The sequence below is a fragment of the Thermoflexus hugenholtzii genome (assembly GCF_018771565.1).
GTDB classification, from domain to species: domain Bacteria; phylum Chloroflexota; class Anaerolineae; order Thermoflexales; family Thermoflexaceae; genus Thermoflexus; species Thermoflexus hugenholtzii_A.
The window spans coordinates 2,516,467-2,535,445 of the sequence record NZ_CP076326.1; the positions used below are offsets into that span (position 1 = coordinate 2,516,467).

19 protein-coding genes are annotated in these 18,979 nt (G+C 67.5%); 2 read left to right on the plus strand and 17 right to left on the minus strand.

The window, feature by feature from the left end; translation table 11 throughout:
* Positions 1-60: 60 nt before the first annotated feature.
* The 6 genes from KNN16_RS11355 to KNN16_RS11380 all read right to left on the minus strand — a co-directional run bounded on the left by KNN16_RS11355 (position 61) and on the right by KNN16_RS11380 (position 6,613).
* Entirely contained in the window at positions 61-831 is a 771-nt protein-coding gene (locus KNN16_RS11355) for an SDR family oxidoreductase (RefSeq protein WP_299284424.1), read from the minus strand.
* Positions 832-846: 15 nt separating this feature from the next.
* On the minus strand, positions 847-1,140 hold the full coding sequence (locus tag KNN16_RS11360; RefSeq protein WP_303897030.1) for a ribbon-helix-helix protein, CopG family: 294 nt from the start codon (positions 1,138-1,140) through the stop codon (positions 847-849).
* Positions 1,141-1,267: 127 nt separating this feature from the next.
* The gene (locus KNN16_RS11365) at positions 1,268-2,524 is read right to left on the minus strand and encodes an acyl-CoA dehydrogenase family protein (protein ID WP_299284430.1); all 1,257 of its coding nucleotides are present in this window, start codon (positions 2,522-2,524) and stop codon (positions 1,268-1,270) included.
* Positions 2,525-2,579: 55 nt separating this feature from the next.
* Positions 2,580-3,671, minus strand: coding sequence for an acyl-CoA dehydrogenase family protein (locus KNN16_RS11370; protein WP_303897032.1), 1,092 nt, complete (start codon positions 3,669-3,671; stop codon positions 2,580-2,582).
* Positions 3,672-3,786: 115 nt separating this feature from the next.
* Entirely contained in the window at positions 3,787-6,027 is a 2,241-nt protein-coding gene (locus KNN16_RS11375; RefSeq protein ID WP_303897034.1) for a long-chain-fatty-acid--CoA ligase, read from the minus strand.
* 40 nt (positions 6,028-6,067) lie between these two features.
* Positions 6,068-6,613 (minus strand): SCP2 sterol-binding domain-containing protein, encoded by a 546-nt coding sequence (locus KNN16_RS11380; protein WP_088570243.1) that lies wholly within the window; start codon positions 6,611-6,613, stop codon positions 6,068-6,070.
* A gap of 204 nt (positions 6,614-6,817) precedes the next feature.
* On the opposite strand from KNN16_RS11380, the gene KNN16_RS11385 reads away from it, so the two are divergent.
* On the plus strand, positions 6,818-7,765 hold the full coding sequence (locus KNN16_RS11385) for a MoxR family ATPase (RefSeq protein WP_299284442.1): 948 nt from the start codon (positions 6,818-6,820) through the stop codon (positions 7,763-7,765).
* Between the two features lie 19 nt (positions 7,766-7,784).
* Here the strand turns inward: KNN16_RS11385 and KNN16_RS11390 are convergent, their stop codons facing one another.
* The 11 genes from KNN16_RS11390 to KNN16_RS11440 all read right to left on the minus strand — a co-directional run bounded on the left by KNN16_RS11390 (position 7,785) and on the right by KNN16_RS11440 (position 18,362).
* Positions 7,785-8,552, minus strand: a complete 768-nt coding sequence (locus tag KNN16_RS11390; RefSeq protein ID WP_299284444.1) for a cytochrome c oxidase assembly protein — start codon at positions 8,550-8,552, stop codon at positions 7,785-7,787.
* Between the two features lie 142 nt (positions 8,553-8,694).
* Positions 8,695-9,849 (minus strand): peptidoglycan DD-metalloendopeptidase family protein, encoded by a 1,155-nt coding sequence (locus tag KNN16_RS11395; RefSeq protein WP_303897035.1) that lies wholly within the window; start codon positions 9,847-9,849, stop codon positions 8,695-8,697.
* A gap of 265 nt (positions 9,850-10,114) precedes the next feature.
* A complete protein-coding gene (locus KNN16_RS11400) occupies positions 10,115-10,591 on the minus strand; it encodes a Zn-ribbon domain-containing OB-fold protein (RefSeq protein WP_299284450.1) in 477 nt (158 codons plus the stop codon).
* 11 nt (positions 10,592-10,602) lie between these two features.
* On the minus strand, positions 10,603-11,127 hold the full coding sequence (locus KNN16_RS11405) for a Zn-ribbon domain-containing OB-fold protein (protein ID WP_303897036.1): 525 nt from the start codon (positions 11,125-11,127) through the stop codon (positions 10,603-10,605).
* 15 nt (positions 11,128-11,142) lie between these two features.
* Positions 11,143-12,309 carry a thiolase domain-containing protein gene (locus tag KNN16_RS11410; protein ID WP_088570248.1) on the minus strand — a complete coding sequence of 389 codons (1,167 nt, stop codon included), beginning with the start codon at positions 12,307-12,309 and terminating at the stop codon, positions 11,143-11,145.
* 29 nt (positions 12,310-12,338) lie between these two features.
* On the minus strand, positions 12,339-12,731 hold the full coding sequence (locus tag KNN16_RS11415; RefSeq protein ID WP_299284459.1) for a type II toxin-antitoxin system VapC family toxin: 393 nt from the start codon (positions 12,729-12,731) through the stop codon (positions 12,339-12,341).
* Complete coding sequence (locus tag KNN16_RS11420) at positions 12,728-12,952, minus strand: hypothetical protein (protein ID WP_143597491.1); 225 nt, start codon at positions 12,950-12,952, stop codon at positions 12,728-12,730. Before KNN16_RS11420 ends, KNN16_RS11415 begins: the two co-directional genes overlap by 4 nt.
* A 191-nt stretch (positions 12,953-13,143) precedes the next feature.
* Positions 13,144-14,310, minus strand: a complete 1,167-nt coding sequence (locus KNN16_RS11425) for a hypothetical protein (RefSeq protein WP_299284469.1) — start codon at positions 14,308-14,310, stop codon at positions 13,144-13,146.
* 81 nt (positions 14,311-14,391) lie between these two features.
* A complete protein-coding gene (locus KNN16_RS11430) occupies positions 14,392-15,417 on the minus strand; it encodes an ABC transporter permease (protein ID WP_299284472.1) in 1,026 nt (341 codons plus the stop codon).
* 21 nt (positions 15,418-15,438) lie between these two features.
* Entirely contained in the window at positions 15,439-16,440 is a 1,002-nt protein-coding gene (locus tag KNN16_RS11435; protein ID WP_299284475.1) for an ABC transporter permease, read from the minus strand.
* Positions 16,441-16,616: 176 nt separating this feature from the next.
* Positions 16,617-18,362: an ABC transporter substrate-binding protein gene (locus tag KNN16_RS11440; protein WP_303897040.1), complete on the minus strand. Its 1,746-nt coding sequence runs from the start codon at positions 18,360-18,362 to the stop codon at positions 16,617-16,619.
* Between the two features lie 249 nt (positions 18,363-18,611).
* Here KNN16_RS11440 and KNN16_RS11445 point away from each other — a divergent pair, with 249 nt between their 5' ends.
* Complete coding sequence (locus KNN16_RS11445; RefSeq protein ID WP_299284341.1) at positions 18,612-18,968, plus strand: metal-sensitive transcriptional regulator; 357 nt, start codon at positions 18,612-18,614, stop codon at positions 18,966-18,968.
* The last annotated feature ends 11 nt before the right edge of the window (positions 18,969-18,979 follow it).

Here is an 18,979-nt window from a genome sequence, read left to right on the forward strand (position 1 = left end):
TTCCTCCGCAATCGGTTTCACCCCGGGCGGGTCCAATCAATACGCTGTGCTGCGGAACGATTACGCCAGCCCGCCGGTCAGGGAGAGCCCGCCGTCCACGACGTAGACCGCTCCGGTGATGAAATCGGCGGCGGGAGAGACCAGGAACAGGGCCAGCCGGGCGACCTCCTCCGGCTCCCCGAAGCGCCCCTGGGGGGTGGCCCGCAGGATGCGTTCGGCGATCTCCGGCGTGCTCCAGAGGAGCTCGCTGAAGCGGGTGCGGATCACCCCGGGGGCGATGGCGTTCACCTGGATGCGATCCGGGGCCAGCTCCAGGGCCAAAAGCTGCGTGAGCATGATCACCCCGGCCTTGGAGATCCCGTAAAGCCCCATCCCGGGGGAGGGGCGCAGCCCGGCCACGGAGGCGATGTTGAGGATCTTGCCCCGCCCCTGGGCCCGCATCACCGGGACCACCGCCTTGGCCATCCGCCAGTAGCCCAGGAGGTTCACCTCCAGGATCTTCTGCCACTGGCCCTCATCGGCCTCCAGGGTGGGGCCGAAATGGGGGTTGGTGGCCGCGTTGTTGACCAGGATGTCCACCCGCCCGAAGGCCTTCACTGTCTCCTCCACCAGCCGCTCGACCTCCGCCATGCGGCCGGTGTGAGCCGGCACCGCCAGGGCCTCCCCGCCGAGGGCGCGGATCTCCTCCACGACCGGGGCCAGGTTCTCCGCCCGGCGGCTGGAGAGCACGACCTTCGCGCCCGCCTCGGCCAGGGCCCGGGCGATGGCCCGCCCGATCCCCCGTGACGCCCCGGTGACGATGGCCACCTGCTCCCGCAGATCGATCCGCATCCGAAGCCTGCCTCCTCACGTCCTCTGTTTAGATCCTGAAGGCCGCTTACGAGGCCGACGGTGAGAGGGAACCGGATAGACCCACGCGTCCACGTGCTCGCTGATCGCCGGCCCTTTGCGGCGGCTCCGTCCCGCGCCCACCAGCTCCCAGAAGGGGCTTTCGTCCAACGGCCGCCAGGCTTGATGAGCCCGCAGCGTCTCGATCGCCTCCCGGATCAGCGCGGAGACGGAAACGCCCCGCCGCCTCGCCTCCTGACGCAACCATTGATGCTGAGTTTCTTCCAGGAAGACGGTGATCCGACGGGCCATCTTTCCCCCAAGCAAAGAAGCCGACTCTATCTTATCAGCCGGGAGCCATACCGGATGCTCCGGCCCCGGAATGAGCAGGGTGCTCCCGGTCCGCCTGAGGGGCGCGGCCTCCTTTCCCTGCTTCCGCTCACTTCAGCTCACGGCTGGTCAGGCCGAGCACGCGGCGGGCGACGATGAGGGTGTTGATCTGGCCGGTCCCCTCGTAGAGGTCGTTGATCTTGGCGTCCCGCATCCACTTCTCCACGAGATAGCGGGTGGAGTAGCCCAGCGGCCCCAGGATCTCCACGGCTTTGTAGGTGATCCAGGTCACCGCCTTGCCGGCCTTCACCTTGGCCATAGAGGCCTCCAGGGCGTTGGGCTTCCCCTGATCCAGCATCCAGCCGGCCCGCAGGGTGAGCAGCCAGGCCGCCTTGTGCATGGCCTCCATCTCCATCACGTCCCGCTCGATGGCCGTCAGCTGATGGCGAGGGAGGCCGTAGCGGATGCGGATCCCCTCCTTCTCCAGGACCTCCTTGGTGAACTCGATGGCGGCGCGGGCGATGCCCAGGGCGCCGGCGGCCACCACCGGCCGGGAGGCATCGAAGGTCACCATCACGCCCTTGAACCCGTCGGTGCGCGCCGTGTCCAGGATCTCCGGGCTGCCCAGGATGTTGTCGAGGGGGATGCGGGCGTTGTCGAAGCGGATGGCCGCCGTGTCGCTGGCCCGGATGCCCAGCTTGCGCTCCCGCTTGGTGATGCTCACGCCGGGCGTGCCCGCCTCCACCACGAAGGGTTTGATCCCGGCCCGCCCCGCCGTCTTGTCGATGGTCGCCCAGACCACGACGATCCCCTCGGAGGCTTCCAGGGCCAGATACCCGTTGGTGATGAAGATCTTCTCCCCGTTGAGCACCCAGTGATCGTCCTCCCGTTTGGCCGTGGTCTGGATGGCCGAGACGTCGGAGCCGGCGCCGGGCTCGGTCACGGCCATGGCCCCCCACTTGGGGCCGCCCTCGGTGTAGCGCTTGAGGAAGCGGACCTTCTGCTCCGGCGTGCCCACCGCGTTGATGGAGTAGCCGGCCAGGCCGGGTCCGGGCATGCACAGATAAAGGCCGGCGTCGCCCCAGGTCAGCATCTCCACCAGGAAGATCATGCGCAGGTTGTCGTAGCGCGGCCCCTCGCGCTTCTTCTCCGCTGGCTGCTCCCCGGCCAGCTGCCGCTCCGCCCGCCGCACGATGCGGATCCAGTCCTGCTGCACGATGGGCCACATGGTGTTGACGAAGTCCCAGGGGATCTCGTGCTCGTGCTCGTCGTAGTAGCGGGCGTTCGGCCGCATCAGCTGCTCGGCCACCATCCGAGCCATCTCACGCTGTTGCTGGATCTCCTCCGGGATCTCAAAGCTGATCATGCGTCACCTCCCTCCGGAAGACCGACAGAGTCATCAGCGATCCTCCGCCAGCTCCTCACACCATCACCAGCCCCTCCAGCATGGGGAGGCCGCGGGCGTTGCGCAGCCACATCTCCACCGGATGATCCCGGATGTAGCCGTGGCCACCCAGGGTCTGCACCGCCCCGTCCGTCACCCGCAGGGCCATATCGTCGGCGAAGAGCTTGGCCAGATACGCCTCCCGGGCGACGTCCTCCCCGCGGTCCAGCTTCCATGCGGCCTCCCAGACCATCAGGCGCGCGGCGTCGATGTCGATGGCCATCTCCGCGATCATGAAGGCGATGGCCTGGCGATGGGCGATGGGCTCGCCGAACTGCACCCGCTGCTTGGCGTAATCCCGGGCGTATTCAAAAGCCCCCCGCGCCAGCCCCACGGCCAGGGCCGCCAGGGCCACCCGCGACCGCTCCAGCAGCCGCTCCATCGAGATCCCCTCCTCGCCTCCGATCCGCTGACAGCGCGGGATCCGGCAGCCCTCCAGGACCACCTCATAAGTGGGCAGGGCCCGGATCCCCGCGTAACGGTCCCGCTCCTTCACCGTCAGCCCCGGCGTCCCCGGCTCCACGAGGAAGGCCTGGGTGCGCCCGTCCTCGCTGGCGTAGACCAGGAGCAGCTCCGCCTCCGCCCCGAAGGGGACCCCGATCTTGGTCCCATGGAGCACGTATTCCTCCCCCTCCCGGCGGGCGGTGGTCCGGAGATGGAGGGGATCGAAGAGGAAGCTCGGCTCGATCAAGGCCGCCGCCGCCCGGACGAAGCGCTCCCCGCAGAAACGAGGCAGATATGTCCGCTTCTGCTCCTCGGTCCCATACAGCAGGATGGGGAGGGCGACCGCGTGGGGCGCCAGCAGGTAGAGGGCAAGGGTGAAATCCCCCCAGCCCAGCTCCTCCAGGGCCAGCACGCTGGTCAGCGCCGAGGGCTCGCCGAAGCCCCCATACGCTTCGGGGATCATACTGGGCAACAGCCCGATGGACCATCCCCGCGCGATCACATCCTCCGGGACCTGACCGGTCTCATCGCTCTCCCGGGCCACCCGGCGCAGGTGCTCCTCGGCGAAGGCCCGGACCGTCTGGATCAGCATCCGCTGTTCATCCGTCGGCTCGAACGCAATCATCGTCCGTTCCCTCCCGGGAGCCGGCGGGGGCGAGGAGGGATCCGCCCGCCGCCCGGCTCCCCACATCGATTCGGTGCTTCCCATTCGCTCAGGGCGCGGCTGGAGGCCACGCCCGCTATTCGCGCAAGGCCCGCAGGCCGATCAGCAACGTGAAATCCCCTTCCCACCGCAGCTTGCCGGTGGCGAAAGCCACCTGGCCGTCCAGCTCCCCGCGCTGCATCGAGCTGTAATCCGTGGCGCTCATGCGCAGGGTCCCGGTCGGCTCCGCCGCCCCGTTGTAGATGGCCGTCGCCCGCCACAGGGTGCCGTCCGGCCGCTCCAGCTCCAGATGCACCGTCCCCTTCACCCGCTGCAGGGCCTCGAACCGGCGCCGGGAGCGGAAGGCCAGGTAGGGCGGCTCCCCGAGGTAGAGGCGTCCGGCCAGGACCTCCCGGAACTCCTCCGTCCCCATGCTCAGCTCCACGTGGGGCGTCTCGTCGGTCTCCCCCTCGATCACTGTCAGGCGCTTCCCGTCCTCCACCCGCAGGGTGAACACCTCCTCCCCCACGCGGTAACGAACTCGGAGCACCGTCCCCTCCATCCCCTCGGGGGGCGTGGCGGACGCCGCCTCGAAGAGCCGGGGGACCCATTCGGTGAAGAAGGCGCGGATGGAGACGTCGGGGGGCACTGTGACCGGGGGCGGCGGCGCCGCAGGGGCAGCCTCCCGCAGCACCCGGCGGAGCACTTTCCCGACCATTGACTTCGGCAGGGAATCCCGGAACTCGATCTCCCGGGGGACCTTGTAGGGGGCCAGGTTCCGCCGACAGTGCTCCAGGATCTCCGCCTCGGAGGCCTGGGCTCCCGGCCGGAGGACCACGTAGGCCTTCACCGCCTCACCGCGGTAAGGATCCGGCACCCCCACCACCGCCGCCTCCAGGACGGCCGGATGGGCGTAGAGGACCTCCTCCACCTCCCGCGGGTAGACGTTGAAGCCGCCGGTGAGGATCATGTCCTTCTTGCGGTCGACGATGTAGAAGTAGCCGTCCTCGTCCATCCGGGCGATGTCCCCCGTGTAAAGCCAGCCGTCCCGCAGGGTCTGGGCGGTCTCCTCCGGCCGGTTCCAGTAGCCCTTCATCACCTGAGGTCCCCGGATCACCAGCTCCCCAATCTCCCCGGGCGCCAGCTCCCGGGTCCCCGTCTCCACGTCCACGATGCGCGCGTCCGTGTCCGGGATGGGGAGGCCGACGCTGCCCAGCTTCTTCAGGTTCATGATGGGGTTGATGTGGGTGATGGGCGAGGCCTCCGTGAGGCCGTAGCCTTCGATGAAGGTGCCGGAGGAGAAGCGGGCGAACTGCTGGATCACCTCCACGGGAAGGGGGGCGGCCCCGCTGTTGCAGAGGCGGATGGAGCCCAGGCCGGACTCGGCCGCCCGGGGGTGGTTGAGGAGGGCGATATACATCGTCGGCACCGCGGGGAGGAAGGTCGGCTGATAGGTCCGGATGGCGTTCAGCGCCTCCTCCACATCAAAGCGGGGGAGCAGGATGAAAGACGCCCCGTTGAACATCCCCACGTTCATCAGGGAGGTCATGCCGAAGGAGTGGAAGAGGGGGAGCACCACCAGATAGCGTTCCTCCCCACGGCGGACGAACTCCCGGGCCCAGACGTAGGCCTGGATCACGTTGGCGAAGAGATTGAAATGGGTGAGCATCACCCCTTTCGGCAGGCCGGTGGTGCCGCCGGTGTAGGGGAGGACCGCCACGTCCTCCAGCGGGTTCACCGGCGGCTGGAAGAAGCGCTCCCCTGCCCGTTCCATCAGCTCCGTCCACCGATACAGGCCGGGGCCGACCGGGGTTTCCGTGCTCATCCCCTGGGCCCGGACCCGCTCGAGGTAGATGGGGCGGACGGGCTCCGGCATGTAGTCCTGGAGGCCGGCGAAGATCACGAGCTCCGGCCCGGCCTGCTCCCGCACCGCCATGACCTTGGGCGCCATGGTGTCCAGGGCGATCAGGGCCCGCATCCCGCTGTCTTCCACCACGTAGCGGAGCTCCCGCTCCACATAGAGGGGGTTCAGGGGAACCACCACGGCGCCCAGTCGGAGGATGGCGTAGAAGGCGATGAAGAACTGGGGGCAGTTCGGGAGCATGATCCCAACTCGATCCCCCGGCCGGATCCCCAGGGCGTCCAGGGCGGTGGCCAGACGGACGGAGTGAGCCCGCAGGTCCCGATAGCTCATCTCCGCGCCGTAGAAGATCGTTGCCGTGCGCTCCCCATACTGGTTCGCGGCGAAGTCCATGAGGGCGCTCAGGGGCTGCCGGGGGTAGGTCAGGGAGCGCGGCACCCAGAAATCATAGAAGCGATGCCATCGCCGCTCCTCCATGGCCACCTCCTCCACACTCCGCTTCAACCCGAGGTCCGGGTCAGCCGATGCGGAAGAACGAGGTGAGACGGGTAGCCAGCATCATGTTGCCGCTGACCTTGAGCTTGCCGCTCATGAAGGCCTTCATCGCATCCAGCTTCCCGGTGGCGATGTCCACGAAATCCCGGGCGTCCATGGTGAGGGTGACGTCGGCCTTCTCCGCCTTCCCCTCGTGGACCGTGCAGGTCCCCTCGGAGATCACCAGATACCAGTCGCCGCCGCCCTCCCCGGTGAGGGAATACTGGATGGTGGCGCTCACGCCCTGGGCCTTGTCCGGCTGGAAGGCCTCGGGCATCCGCAAGATCACATCCCGCGCCGTCAGCTCGCTCATGGGAACCTCCTTCCGAGAAGAGGGTGAGGATCGCCCGATGTCGGGCTGCCGAACCCAATCCCAGAGACACCGGAGGAGATGGAGCTCGTCGCCGAAGGGCCGGACCTCCCCGGTGCGGAGGTCGGAGATCTCGCCCCGCAACCGGCCCTCGGCGCGGGACTCCTCCAGCCAGACCCGCACCACGAACGAAGCCGCCCGCGCCCCCTGCCGCCCCATCGCCTCCTCAACGCTCCGCGATCTGCACGCACGAGTTTATTCCCGAAAAGTTCAGAAGAGGTTCAGAAACCACCCCTCGCCTTCCTCGGATTTGTGAATACTGGCACAGAGCGAGGTTCGCCGGTTTTCGATGAGGGGATTAGAATAAGCGGTAAGGCCGGGGCGGGCGGCTGTCTGACTTTGCCGGCGGTTCGGGAGGGGGTCATGGTCTCTTCGATTGAGGAGGTCCGGGAACGGCTGGCGGCTCAGCAATACATCGCCTCCGATGAGATCGCCACCACGGTTTTCCTGGCCGAACGGCTGGGCAAGCCCGTGCTGATTGAGGGCCCCGCCGGGGTGGGCAAGACGGAGCTGGCCAAGGCCTGGGCCGCGGCCACGGGGCGCCCCCTCATCCGCCTGCAGTGCTATGAGGGGCTGGATGAGACCAAGGCCCTTTACGAGTGGGAATACGCCAAGCAGATGCTCTACACCCAGCTGCTGCGGGACAAGCTCAACGCGGTCCTGGCCGATGCCGCCACCCTCCGGGAGGCCGCCGACCGCATCGCCCAGGAGGAGGACGTCTTCTTCTCCCTGCGCTTCCTGCTGCCCCGACCCCTGCTCAAAGCCATCCTCTCCGACGAGCCGGTGGTCCTCCTCATCGACGAGATCGACCGCGCCGACGCCGAGTTCGAGGCCTTCCTCCTGGAGGTCCTCAGCGACTTCCAGGTCAGCGTCCCCGAGCTGGGGACCTTGCGGGCCAAGCATGTCCCGACCGTCTTCCTCACCAGCAACAACACCCGGGAGCTGAGCGAAGCCCTCAAGCGGCGCTGTCTTTATCTGTTCATCGATTACCCGTCCCTGGAGCAGGAGCTGGCCATCGTGCGGCTGAAGGTGCCCGAGCTGGCCCCTCAGCTGGCCCGGCAGGTGGTGGAGCTGGTGCAGCGTCTGCGCCGCCTGGATCTCAAAAAGCAGCCCAGCATCAGCGAGACCCTGGATTGGGCCCGGGCCCTGGTGGCCCTGAACGCCCAGCACCTGGACCGCAAGACCCTGGAGAGCACGCTCACGGTCCTCCTCAAGCACGAGGCCGACCTCCAGCGGGGCCGCCGCCTGCTGAACGGCGGCGAGGAGGCCCGGCGGCCCCGCCGTGCCCCGCCGTGGGCCAGCGACTCCTGAGCCCGGGAACCGGGGCCGTTCAGGCCCGGGCTTCTTCTTTTCCGAACCAGCGGAAGAACACCACGGTCAGGGCGCCCAGGTAGATCAGCGCGCCCGGCACCCACATGAAGAGCCCCGCCAGCCGCTGGTCCTCCAGAGAGGACGGCGCGCACACCTCAAAGCCCAGGGCGGAGGGGTTGTAAATCCGGGTGTCCGGGAACGTGAACAGAGCGCCTAACAAGGTGGTCGGCATGGCCAGGAAGAACAGATAGAGGACTTGGCCGGGCTCGGAGAGGCGGGGCCAAGCCGGGGTCGGGCTCAGCACCGGCCCCCAGGCCAGCATCGCGGCGAGCAGGAACAGGAACTGCTTGAGGGCCCAGAGGGCCACGCTGCGGGAGGACACCTCGAAGAGGGCCGGCGTGTGCCAGGCGAAGAAGATCAGGTTGGCGGCCAGATAGGCCGGGATCGGCCGGATGAGCCGGCGGCCCGCCCCAGCCAGGGGAGGCCACCGGACCAGGGGGCGGAAGAAGGGCTCCGGCAGGCCCATCCAGAGCAGGGGGGCAGCCAGGCCGGTCAAGGCCACGAACTGGGCCATGTTGACGGTGAACCGGAGATCCGGGCCCAGCAGCAGCGGGGACGGGATGAAGCCGAAGGCAGCCCAGCCCAGGCCGAGCAGGAACCATCCGAGATGGGCCCGCCGCCGGGCCGCCGGCAGCTGCTCATACACCCCCGCGATCCCCAAGAAATACGCCCCCAGGGCCGTTAGGATCCCCACCCCCAGGATGGGCGCCACCGCTTCCCAGGTCATCCCCTGCCTCCGACGCACGCGTGTTTGAGTTTATTGTAAGCAACGCGCCACGCTCATGCCTCATGCGCGAGGAAAAACAGAGGCTGGGAAGGCTCGCAACGCTTCCCAGCCTCATCCTTTAGATCCGAGAGGCGACGCTGAACTACGGAAGCGCGCGCCAGGGGTTCACGAAGCCGCCGGGTCCCCGGATCTCGAAGTGCAGGTGCGGCCCGGTGGAACGCCCGGTGGAGCCCACCAGGCCGATGGTCGCCCCCTTGGCCACCTGCTGCCCGCAACCGACGAAGATCGCGCTGAGGTGCGCGTAGTACGTCTGATAACCGTTCCCGTGGTCCAGAACGATCAAGTTGCCGTAGCCAACGGTGCTCCAGCCGGCGTAAACCACGGTGCCGGCGTCCGCCGCATAGACCGGATCGCCCAGGCGGCCGGCGAAATCCACCCCCGGATGGTAGGCGGTGAAATCGTAGCCGGACCGCCAGCGGCTGTTAACCGGCCAGATGAAACTTCCCGTGCCCAGCGGGGGAACCTGCACGCTGGGGCAGGCCCCCGAGGGCAGCCGCTTGCCGCCCGCCACCACCACATAGGCCTGACGGGGCGGGGTCCACCCCGCGAAGGGACGCGTGCCGCCCGGCACGATCAGCATCTGGCCCACCTGGGGCTCCCCGCCGTCCTGCAAGCCGTTCCACTCCGCGTTGCGGATAGCCTCCGGGCTCACGTTGTATTTCTGGGCGATGGCCTCCAGGGTCTCCCCCTCTTTGACCACATGAAGCACGCCATCCACCGGCGGGATGTTCAGGACCTGGCCGATCTCCAGCATGTGGGGATCATCCTGGAGGACATCGTAGTTTGCCCAGAGGATGGTCTCAGGCCGCAGCTTGAACTTCTCCGCGATGCCGAAGAGGGTGTCGCCGGACTGGACGGTGTAGGTGATGATGCCCCTCCGGGGACGTTCCGGGATCTCGGTGTGGAGATCCACCTGGCGGATCAGCAAGGCCGGGCTGTTCCGACGGGTTCCGCCCAGATAGGCGGATCGACGGAGCAGGGCCTGCAGCACCTCAGGGGAAGCCGGCTGAGCCGAGGCGGCCTGAGGGAGGCGCACCGGCTGGAACAGCCAGGCCGGAGCCGCACGGCCCTGGACGAGGCCCAGATAGACCAGGCCCACCGCCAGGACCAGTCCCACGTGCCGGCTGTAATGGGTCCACAAATCGAGGGCGAACGCCCCCGCTCTCCGGATCGGCTCCTGCAGCCGGGCGGCCCATCCTTCCAGCCAGGCCCGCGCCCAGGAACCTACTCGCGACATCCACTCTGTATCCTCAATTGCGCGACGTTGCGGACGGCCCTCAATCCTCCCCCGTCGAGGGGACCTTGGCACCGAGGAGTGGGAACTCATCCCTCGGATCCTCCTGTGTGGGGGAGGGCGAGATGGCGGCTTTCCTCCCCCGCGGATGGAAGGCCCTCAGCCTTCCCTCCCGCCCGGGTCCGAGCGGGTTGCCCCCATTATAGGGGATCCCCCCTCCCCCCGCAAGCCATGGTTGTGAAAATCAAAACAAACGAGAGGGCTTCCGCTACCGAATCGGGCGGAAGCCTTGAAGGTCCAGGAGGCTGCCGACCCGCTCCGGGGCCGGGCGGAAGACGGCTTCCACCCGCATGCCGACGGCCCAGGGGGTTCCCTCATCCAGCAGGTCGTGGATGAAGAGGGCGTCGGCTCCATCCAGGCGGATCAGGCCGAGGGTGCGGGGATGCGCCAGCCGGCTCCCGTCCGGGGCGAGATACACCCGCGTCCATGAGAGGAGCGTCCCCTGCGGGCCCACCTCCACCCATGCCCCCTCGTCCAGCCCACCCAGGCAGCGCTCACAGAAACGGCGGGCCGGAACGTAGGTATATTGACAACGGGGGCAGCGGGTCCCGTAGATCTTGCCGGCCTGCAGGCCGCGCAGCCAGCGCTCCCCGGCCACCCCTGCGGTGTAGACCCCCTCCAGCCGGATCGTGCCGTGCCAGGCGCGGGCGTCCCGGGCATGAAGGATCCGTTCGATGAGCGCCATCAGGGCCTCCTTCAGGCTTCCAGGGGTCGGAAATACCGGATGTCGGTGATCGCGCCCTCCCGCTCGTGCGGCGGCTTCCAGACCGCTTGAACCCGCATGCCGACCCGGACCCGCTGGAGGATCTCCTCGAGGGTCTGCCCGACCTCCCCCAGCTTGTGCAGAATCCCCATCCCGGGGGAGGCGCCATCGATGGCGATGACGGCAGGGACCTCCGGGACCTCCAGGCGGCGCATGTCCCAGGAGATGGTGCACACCGAGAAGGTGATCACCGTGCCGGTATCGGCCAGGGGGACCCATTCGTCGGTGGGGCGGAAGCACTGCTCGCAGAACATGCGGGGCGGGATCATCACCCGGCCGCAGGATCGGCAGCGCCGGCCGATCAGCCGGCCGTTCTTCAGCTCGGCCAGGAAGCGCCCCACCGCCACCCCGGTGTCCCAGGCGTATTCGCCCCGCAACGGCGCCCGGGTGGTGAGCACCCGTCCCTGTTCGATGTCCTCCGGCCGGAGGCCGGTGGTGGGGTAGACCCAGCGCTCCATGGGGCTTTCCTCCTCTCAGATTCCCAGGATGATCACCGTGCCGACCTGCATCAGATCCCCCCAGGCCTGGGCCAGGCCCCGTCGGGGCTGGCCGGGCACCTGGCGCTTGCCGGCCTCCCCCCGGAGCTGCCAGAAGATCTCGGCCACCTTCATCAGGCCGGCGGCCGCGATAGGGTTCCCGACCCCCAGGAGCCCCCCGGAGGGCGTGACCGGCATGTCCCCGTCCCGGTTGGCGATCCCGAGGGCGATCAGCTCAGCGGCCTTCCCGCGATCCGCCAGCAGCAGCCCCTCCAGGTGATGCAGCTCCTTATAATCGAAGGGATCATAGGGCTCCACGATGTGGATCTCCTTGCGGGGCTCCTTGATGCCGGCCATCGCGTAGGCCTTGCGGGCGGCTTCTTCCACATACGTGGGGTAGGAGAGGTCCCGGTTGGTCCAGTATTGGGTGTCCAGGGACCAGCCCACGCCTTCCACCCAGACCGGCTTGTTCGTCACCCGCCGGGCCACATGCTCGGCGGCCATCACGATAGCCACCGCCCCGTCGCTGGTCGGGGAGACGTCCAGCCGCTGCACCGGCCAGGCCAGCACCTCTGAGTTCAGCACATCCTCCACCGTGATGTTCGGATCGCCCAGCTGGGCCGCCGGATGGTCGGCCGCGTTGCGCTTGTTCTTCACCGCCACCATCGCGATGTCCCGCTTCGTGAGCCCGTATTTCGTCATATATGCGTTCATCTCGAGGGCGAAGATCCACAGGAGGTTGGGGCCCAGGGGGCGCTCCAGGGTGTGATCGAAGATGTAATTGAAGGCCGCCTGCGGGTGCGGGTGGCAGGAGGACATCTTCTCCTCACACACCACCAGCACCGTGTCGAACATCCCGCTGGCGATGTGATACCAGCCCTGGATGGCGGCGAAGACCCCGGTCCCGCCGCCCACGTAACCCCGGATGGTGGGCTTGCCCCAGGCGCCTGCCCCCGGGCTCAGATACTCCACCTTCATATGGACCCCATCGAAGGCATCGGGGGCGGAGCCCAGCACGACCGCGTCGATCTGATCCAGGGTCATCTCGCAAGACTCCAGGGCCTTGTGGGCGGCCTCCCAGGCCAGCTCCGGGCCGGTCTCCAGGGCCCGGCGCACGAACTTGGTCATCCCCGCACCGACGATGGCCACTCGCCGTCCCGCCATTTGGCCTTACCTCCTCGGGCAGATCCGCATCACCAGAGGGTTTCCACCAGGCCGGAGCGCCGGATGATCTCATCGTAGGTGACCAGAACCGCCTCATAGCGCCGGGCGATGGCCACGATCACCCGGTCGTGCAGGTCCTCGATCTCCGGCAGCTCCCGCACCAGCGCCAACAGGTTGAGGTCCAGGGGCACCACCTCGAATCTCCCCCCGCCGAGCAGCGTGGCCAGGACGGCCTCCCAGAGGGGCGGGATCAGCTCCTTCTCCTCGATCCGGATCAGCTCCAACAGGACAACGATGGGGATCAGCCCTCTGGCCTCCCCTCGCTCGATCTCCCGGAAAGCCTGCCGGGCCGCCGGGCTGAGCCGCTCATCCCGCGTGAGATACCAGATCAGGGCGTGAGTATCCAGAACGTACGTTCTCACAGGAGCCTCGGTTTCGGCGGGATCAGATCCTCCCACTCTTCATGCCACCGGGCCTGGATCTCCCGTCGCACCTGGCGCACGAGCTCCGGGTCCACCCGCTGGCCGGAGAAGGAGGGAAGATGGCGGCGGTGAGCGGCCAGGATGAAGCGCAGCACGTGCTTGAGCATCAGGACCTCGTTCTCCAGCTGCTCCAGCCTTCCGCGTAGCTCCTCCGGATGCATGGGCACCTCCGGCCGATCGCGGGGAAGTTCATCCCGCGGCGCGGGGAACCTCTCCCCCTCCTCCCGGCGGCGGACCGTTCGAGGCGCCGCCCCGATGCTTCTGGCCCGGCCACAGGGAGGCATGGCGGGTCGGCTCGAAGGGCCGGCGTTCACCGACAAGCGTTCCGGGGACATCCGGGCAAGGCCCATCGTCAGGGCTCCCGACTCAGGATGGCCACCGCGCCGGTAGCGGTGGGCAGCCCGCGCCAGGAGGCCACCAGGGCCGTGCCGGCGTGCGGGATCTGCCGGGGACCGGCCTCCCCGCGCAGCTGGAGCACCGCTTCCAGCAGCCGGGCCAGCCCGGAGGCGTCCAGGAGATGGCCTTCCCCCAGACACCCGCCGGAGGGGTTCACCGGCAACTCCCCCCCGATTTCGGTCGCCCCCTCGGCCGTCCACCATCCGGCCTCCCCGGGACGGCAGAGGCCCAGGGCTTCCAGGTGCTGGAGCTCTTTATAGGCGAATGTGTCGTCGATCTCCACCAGATCGAAGGCCCGGCGGGGCGAACGGATCCCGGCCTGCTGATAGGCGATCTCGGCCGCCCGGCGGAGGTAACGGGCGCCCTCCCAATCCCGCCCCTCCAGGGTGTAGGAGTCGGTCGCCCATCCGATCCCGCGGATCCAGATCGCCCGGTCGGTCAGGGAGCGGGCGATATCCCCCCGCGCCAGGACGATCACCACGCATCCGTCGGCCGGCTCGGCGGCCATCAGGCGGGTGAGGGGCTCAGCCAGGGGCTCGCTCCTCAGCACATCTTCGACGGTGAGATCCGCCGGGAAGGCGGCGCGGGGGTTGCGCATGGCGTTGCGCCGGTTCTTGACCACCACCCGAGCCACATGCTCCAGAGGGGTGCGCGTGGCCTCCAGGTAGCGGCGCATCTCCAGCCCGGCGATGAAGAGGGGGTGGGCATCCAGGGGGCGCTGGAAGACCGGGTCCATGGCCAGGGCGGTGATCTGGGGGAGGTTCTGGATGTTGCTGGCCTTGCTGTGGGATTCGACGGCCAGGATGCGGGCGGCCCCCGCGGCGATCTGCATCACCCCCGCGGCCAGGGCCTGGAGGCCGTCGCCGGCGATGGTATGCACCGATTTCAGCACCGCCCCCATCTGGTCCGGGACGTATTCGTCGCTGATGGCGATGCCCTCGTGGAAGTCCTCCTCCGCGGTGACCAGGCCGTCCAGGTCCCGGCGGGGATGGATCCCTGCGTCGGCGTAGGCCATGGCCGCGGCCTCGAACATCATCTCCCGGAAGGAGAGGTCGGGGGTGATCGATCGGAAGCCGCTCCAGCCCACCCCGACGATGGCCACCTCGCTCATCAGGCGTCCCATCCGCAGCCTCCGCCGTGAGGATCCAGTACGAGAATCCCCGGGCCGGGCGATCCCGGCCCGGGGAGTATGGGAGAGCTCCCTTTACTGCGTGCCCCGCATCCGCGGGTCCAGGGCGTCCCGCAGGCCGTCCCCCAGGAAGTTGAAAGCGAACATGGTGATGGCCAGGGCGAGGGCGGGGGCCAGGGCCTGGTTGGGATAGGTGCGGATCGCCTGGGCGCCCTGGGAGATCATCAGCCCCCAGCTGGGGGTCGGCGGGTTCACCCCGAGGCCGATGAAGCTCAGGAAGGCCTCGGTGGTGATGTAGGAGGGGATGGCCAGGGTCTCGGCCACGATCAGGGGGCCGATGATGTTGGGCAGGATGTGGCGGAACATAATGCGCAGGTGCCCCGCCCCGATGGCCCGGGCGGCCTCGATGAACTCCTTCTCCCGGACCGAGAGGACCTGCCCCCGGGCCAGGCGGGCCATGTTCTCCCAGGCCGTCAGCCCGATGCCCACGAAGATAAACAACATCCCCCCGAAGGCAGCGTCGATCTTATACATCTGGATCCGGATGGCGTCCCAGACCGAGCGGGCCTCCTGGGGCACCTGACGGAAGAACACCATCAACAGGATGATGAACAGCAACCCCGGGAAAGCATAGAGAACATCCACCAGACGCATCATGATGTTATCCAGCCGCCCGCCGAAGTAGCCCGAGATCAGACCGTAGGTGGTCCCCACGATGAGGCTGATCAGCGGCCCCACGAAGGCCACCGTCAGGGACACCCGGGTCCCGTAGATGATGCGGCTGAAGAGGTCCCGCCCCACGTAGTCCGCTCCCAGCAGATAGCGGTCGCTGATCCGCGCGTAGGGCTGCATAAAGGGGAAGACCTTCACCATCCAGGCCGGGACCTTATCCCGGTCGGTCAGCACCTGCTTGTCGTAGGGATAGGGAGCGATGAGGGGTGCGAAGATCGCCACCAGGACGAGCAGGATGACGATCCCCGCCCCGACCATGGCTGCCCGGTTGCGGGAGAGCCGATAGAGGGCGTCCTCCCAGAACCCCACCGGCCGACGGGTGGGAACCGCGAGGGCCTCTGCCCCTCGACGCATCGCCTGCGTCGCCATCGTCCACCTCGCTTCTCAAGATCAGGTGTAACGGATCCGCGGATCCAGGAAGGCGTAGGTGATGTCAACAACCAGGTTGGCGATCACCAGGAAAATGGCGTAGATCAAAATGGTCCCCATGATCACCGGGTGATCCCGGTTGGTGATGCTGGTGACGAAGTAACGGCCGAGCCCCGGGATGCCGAAGATCGTCTCCGTCACGAAGGTCCCGGTCACCAGGGCGGCGAAGAGGGGACCGAGCACCGTGACCACCGGGATGAGGGAGTTCCGAAGGGCGTGGCGGACGATGACCAGGCGCTCGGCGAGGCCTTTCGCCCGGGCGGTGCGGATGTAGTCCTCCCGGATCACCTGGAGCAAACTGGCCCGGGTGAGGCGGGCGATGAGGGCGGAGCTGGCCAGCCCCAGGGCGATGGAGGGCATGATGGCGTGCGCCGGGGTCCCCCACCCCGTCGGCGGCAGCCACTTCAGCCACACCCCGAAGACCGAGACCAGGATCGGGCCCAATACGATCACCGGCACCGAGACCCCGAAGATCGCCAGGCTCATCCCGAAGTAATCCAGGAAGGTGTTCTGGTTCAGGGCGGCCAGGATGCCCAGGGGGATCCCGATGCCTACGGCCACCAGCAGGGCGTAGACGCCCAGCTCAAAGGACACCGGCAGGTTCTGGCGGATGATGTCGTTGACGGAGCGGCTGCGGGAGGAATAGGACGGGCCCAGGTTGATCCAGAGGAAATAGCCCGGCCCGATCTTCCAGCGGATCAGCGCGTCCTCCTGGAGAGAGGTCGGCAAAGTGGGGGAATATCGGGGGACCAGGAGGTCGCGCATGTAGTAAAGATACTGGATCACCACCGGCTTATCGAGATGATATTTGGCCTCGATGTTCGCCCGGATCTCCGGAGGGAGCGGCTTCTCCCGGTCGAAGGGCCCTCCGGGCACCGCGTGCATGAGGGCGAAGGTGATCACCGTGATCACCCACAGCACCAAGAGGTTCCATAGCATCCGCCGCACGATGTAACGGAGCATCTCCCCTCACTCCTGAGACGGAGTTCCGTTCGGCTGAGCTCCGGATCGATCTCCTCTTCCCGAAAACAGGGGAGGCCGGCAAGGGTCCTCTCCCCCGGCCTCCCCTGTTATACCTCATGTCGGCTCGTTTGAACAGGAGGGGGCGGCGCGCCGCCCCCTCCTGCCGGCGTCAAGGCTCACTGCTGGATGTCCCACTTCTCGATGTGCTCCAGGCCGCCCAGCACCGAGAAGGTGCGCTTCACATACGGCTTGGTGACCGTGACGCGGGTGTACCAGTAGATGGGGATGATGGCCGCGTCCTTGGCCACCAGGATGTCCTCGGCCTGGGCGTAGAGCTCTCGGGCCTTGTTCTCATCGGTCTCCCGCAGGGCCTGATCGACCAGGCGGTCGAACTCCGGATTCCCCCACTTCGTGTGGTTGTTGTCGGAGGTGGAGTAGAACACATCCTTCAGGAAGTTGCTGGCGTGGGGGTAATCCTGGCACCAGCCCAGCCGCCAGACCTGCGGCGGGTCGGTCTGGAGGGTCTTCAGGTAGACCTTCCACTCCTGGGTCTCCAGCTTCACGTCAACGCCCAGGACCTCCTTCCACATCTGCTGGATGGCCTCGGCGATCTTGATGTGGCCCTCCACCTGGTTGACCATCAGGGTGATCGGCGGCAGGTTCTTCACATCGCCGCCATACTTCTCCTTGAGGACCTCCTGGAAGAGCTGCTTGGCCCGCTCAGGGTCATACTTCACGCCCAGGTTGGGATGGGTCTGGAGGGTGGGCGCCGCCTGCAGACCGGGCCGGGAGAACCACTGGGCCGGCTCCTGGCCGCCCTTGGTCACGTTCTCCACGATGGCCTTGCGGTCCACGGCCAGGGAGAAGGCCAGGCGCATGCGGGCATCATCGAAGGGCGGCTTGGTGACGTTGAAGCCGTAGTAGTAGGTGCACAGGATCGGCGCGATCTTCAGCTCCTGGGAGAGCTTGGGATCGGCCTTCACCCGGTCGATCTCCGAGAGAGGCACGCCCGCCACATCCAGGTTGCCGGCCTCATACTCAGCGAAGGCCGGGGACTCATCCAGCATGCGGAAGACGATCTCCTCGATCTTCGGCTTGGGCACGCTGGGGATGTTGTCGGGCCAGAAGGGGTTGGCCACCATCACGATGTGGCTGTCGTGCACCCACTCCTTCATCACATAGGGCCCATAGGAGTGGTAAGCGCCGGTCTCCGTCCAGCGCTCGCCCTTCTCCTCGATCAGCCACTTGGGCTCCGCCCGCAGCATCCACAGGCCGGCGATGTTGGCGAAGAAGCCTACGGGCTCCTTCAGGGTGAACTGGATCGTGTAGTCGTCGATCACCTTGATGCCGACCTTCTCCGGCTCGGTGATGGTCCCCTCGTTGAACTCCTTGGCGCCCTCAATGAAGAAGGCCGGCACGTAGGCGTATTCGCCGCCGGTCTTGGGATCCAGGGTGCGGATGGCCCCATAGTAGAAGTCGTGGGCGGTCACGTAACGGACGTTGCCCTTTTCATCCTTAACCTGCTCCACCTCCTGGCCGTTCCAGCGCACCCACGGGATGCCCTTGCGCAGGTAGAAGGTCCACACCTTGCCGTCCGGCGAGACCTCCCAGCGCTCCGCCATCCCGGGCTCCACCGCCGCCGTCTCCTCGTTCTGGCGGGTCAGGCCCACAAAGGCCAGCTCGATGATCTGGATCGAAGAGGTGTCCGTCGCCAGGGAGGGATCCAGGGTCGGGACGTCACCGGGGCCCAGGTTCAGGCGGAGGACCTTACGAGGAACCGGCGTCGGGGTGACGACCTTCTCGACGACCTTCTCTTTCTCGATCACCTGCGGGGTTGGCGTGGCCGCCGGGGCGCAGGCCGAGAGCACCAGGCCCACCAGGGCGACCAGCGAGAGCCACCACCAAGCACGTGAGCGGTTCATCGCACCTCCTCCTTTTAGCCTTGAGATGACTGACTTCTCCGCAGCGGGGCCAGCGCTGATCTCACGCCGAGCTCGAAGGCCGCTCCCCCTCCGTTCGGGCTCTGCGTTATTAGTTATAACCACCTCCGGCCGTTTTGACAAGAGGGGCCGGATCCCCGCTCCGGGCGCCGGGGGATGGCCTGGCTCCCCCACTTACCTTCATACCGGTGGTATGCTGGAAGAAGACCCTGATCGCCATCAGGAGGCCGGATGCCCCGACGACCCTCATCGCGCCGCAAACCGACCCGGGACGCCCTCCTCCGGACGACCGGAGGGCCGCAGGTGCAGGTGTATCTCACGCCCGAACAGGAGCGCGCCTTAGACGCCCGCCTGGCGCGCATCGAAGGGCACCTGGCCGCCGTCCGGCGGATGCTGGCCGAGCACCAGGACTGCAACAGCCTGCTGGTGCAGCTGGCGGCGGTCAAGTCCGCCCTCAACCAAGCCATCCTGATGCTCCTGGAAAGCCATATGGAGGCCTGTATCATCGCCTGCGCCATGGACGCGGAGAGCCGCTCCGCCCTGGAGGGCCTGAAGGAGGCCATGGCCATCGTCCTGCGCAAGACATGAGGCGATGAGGC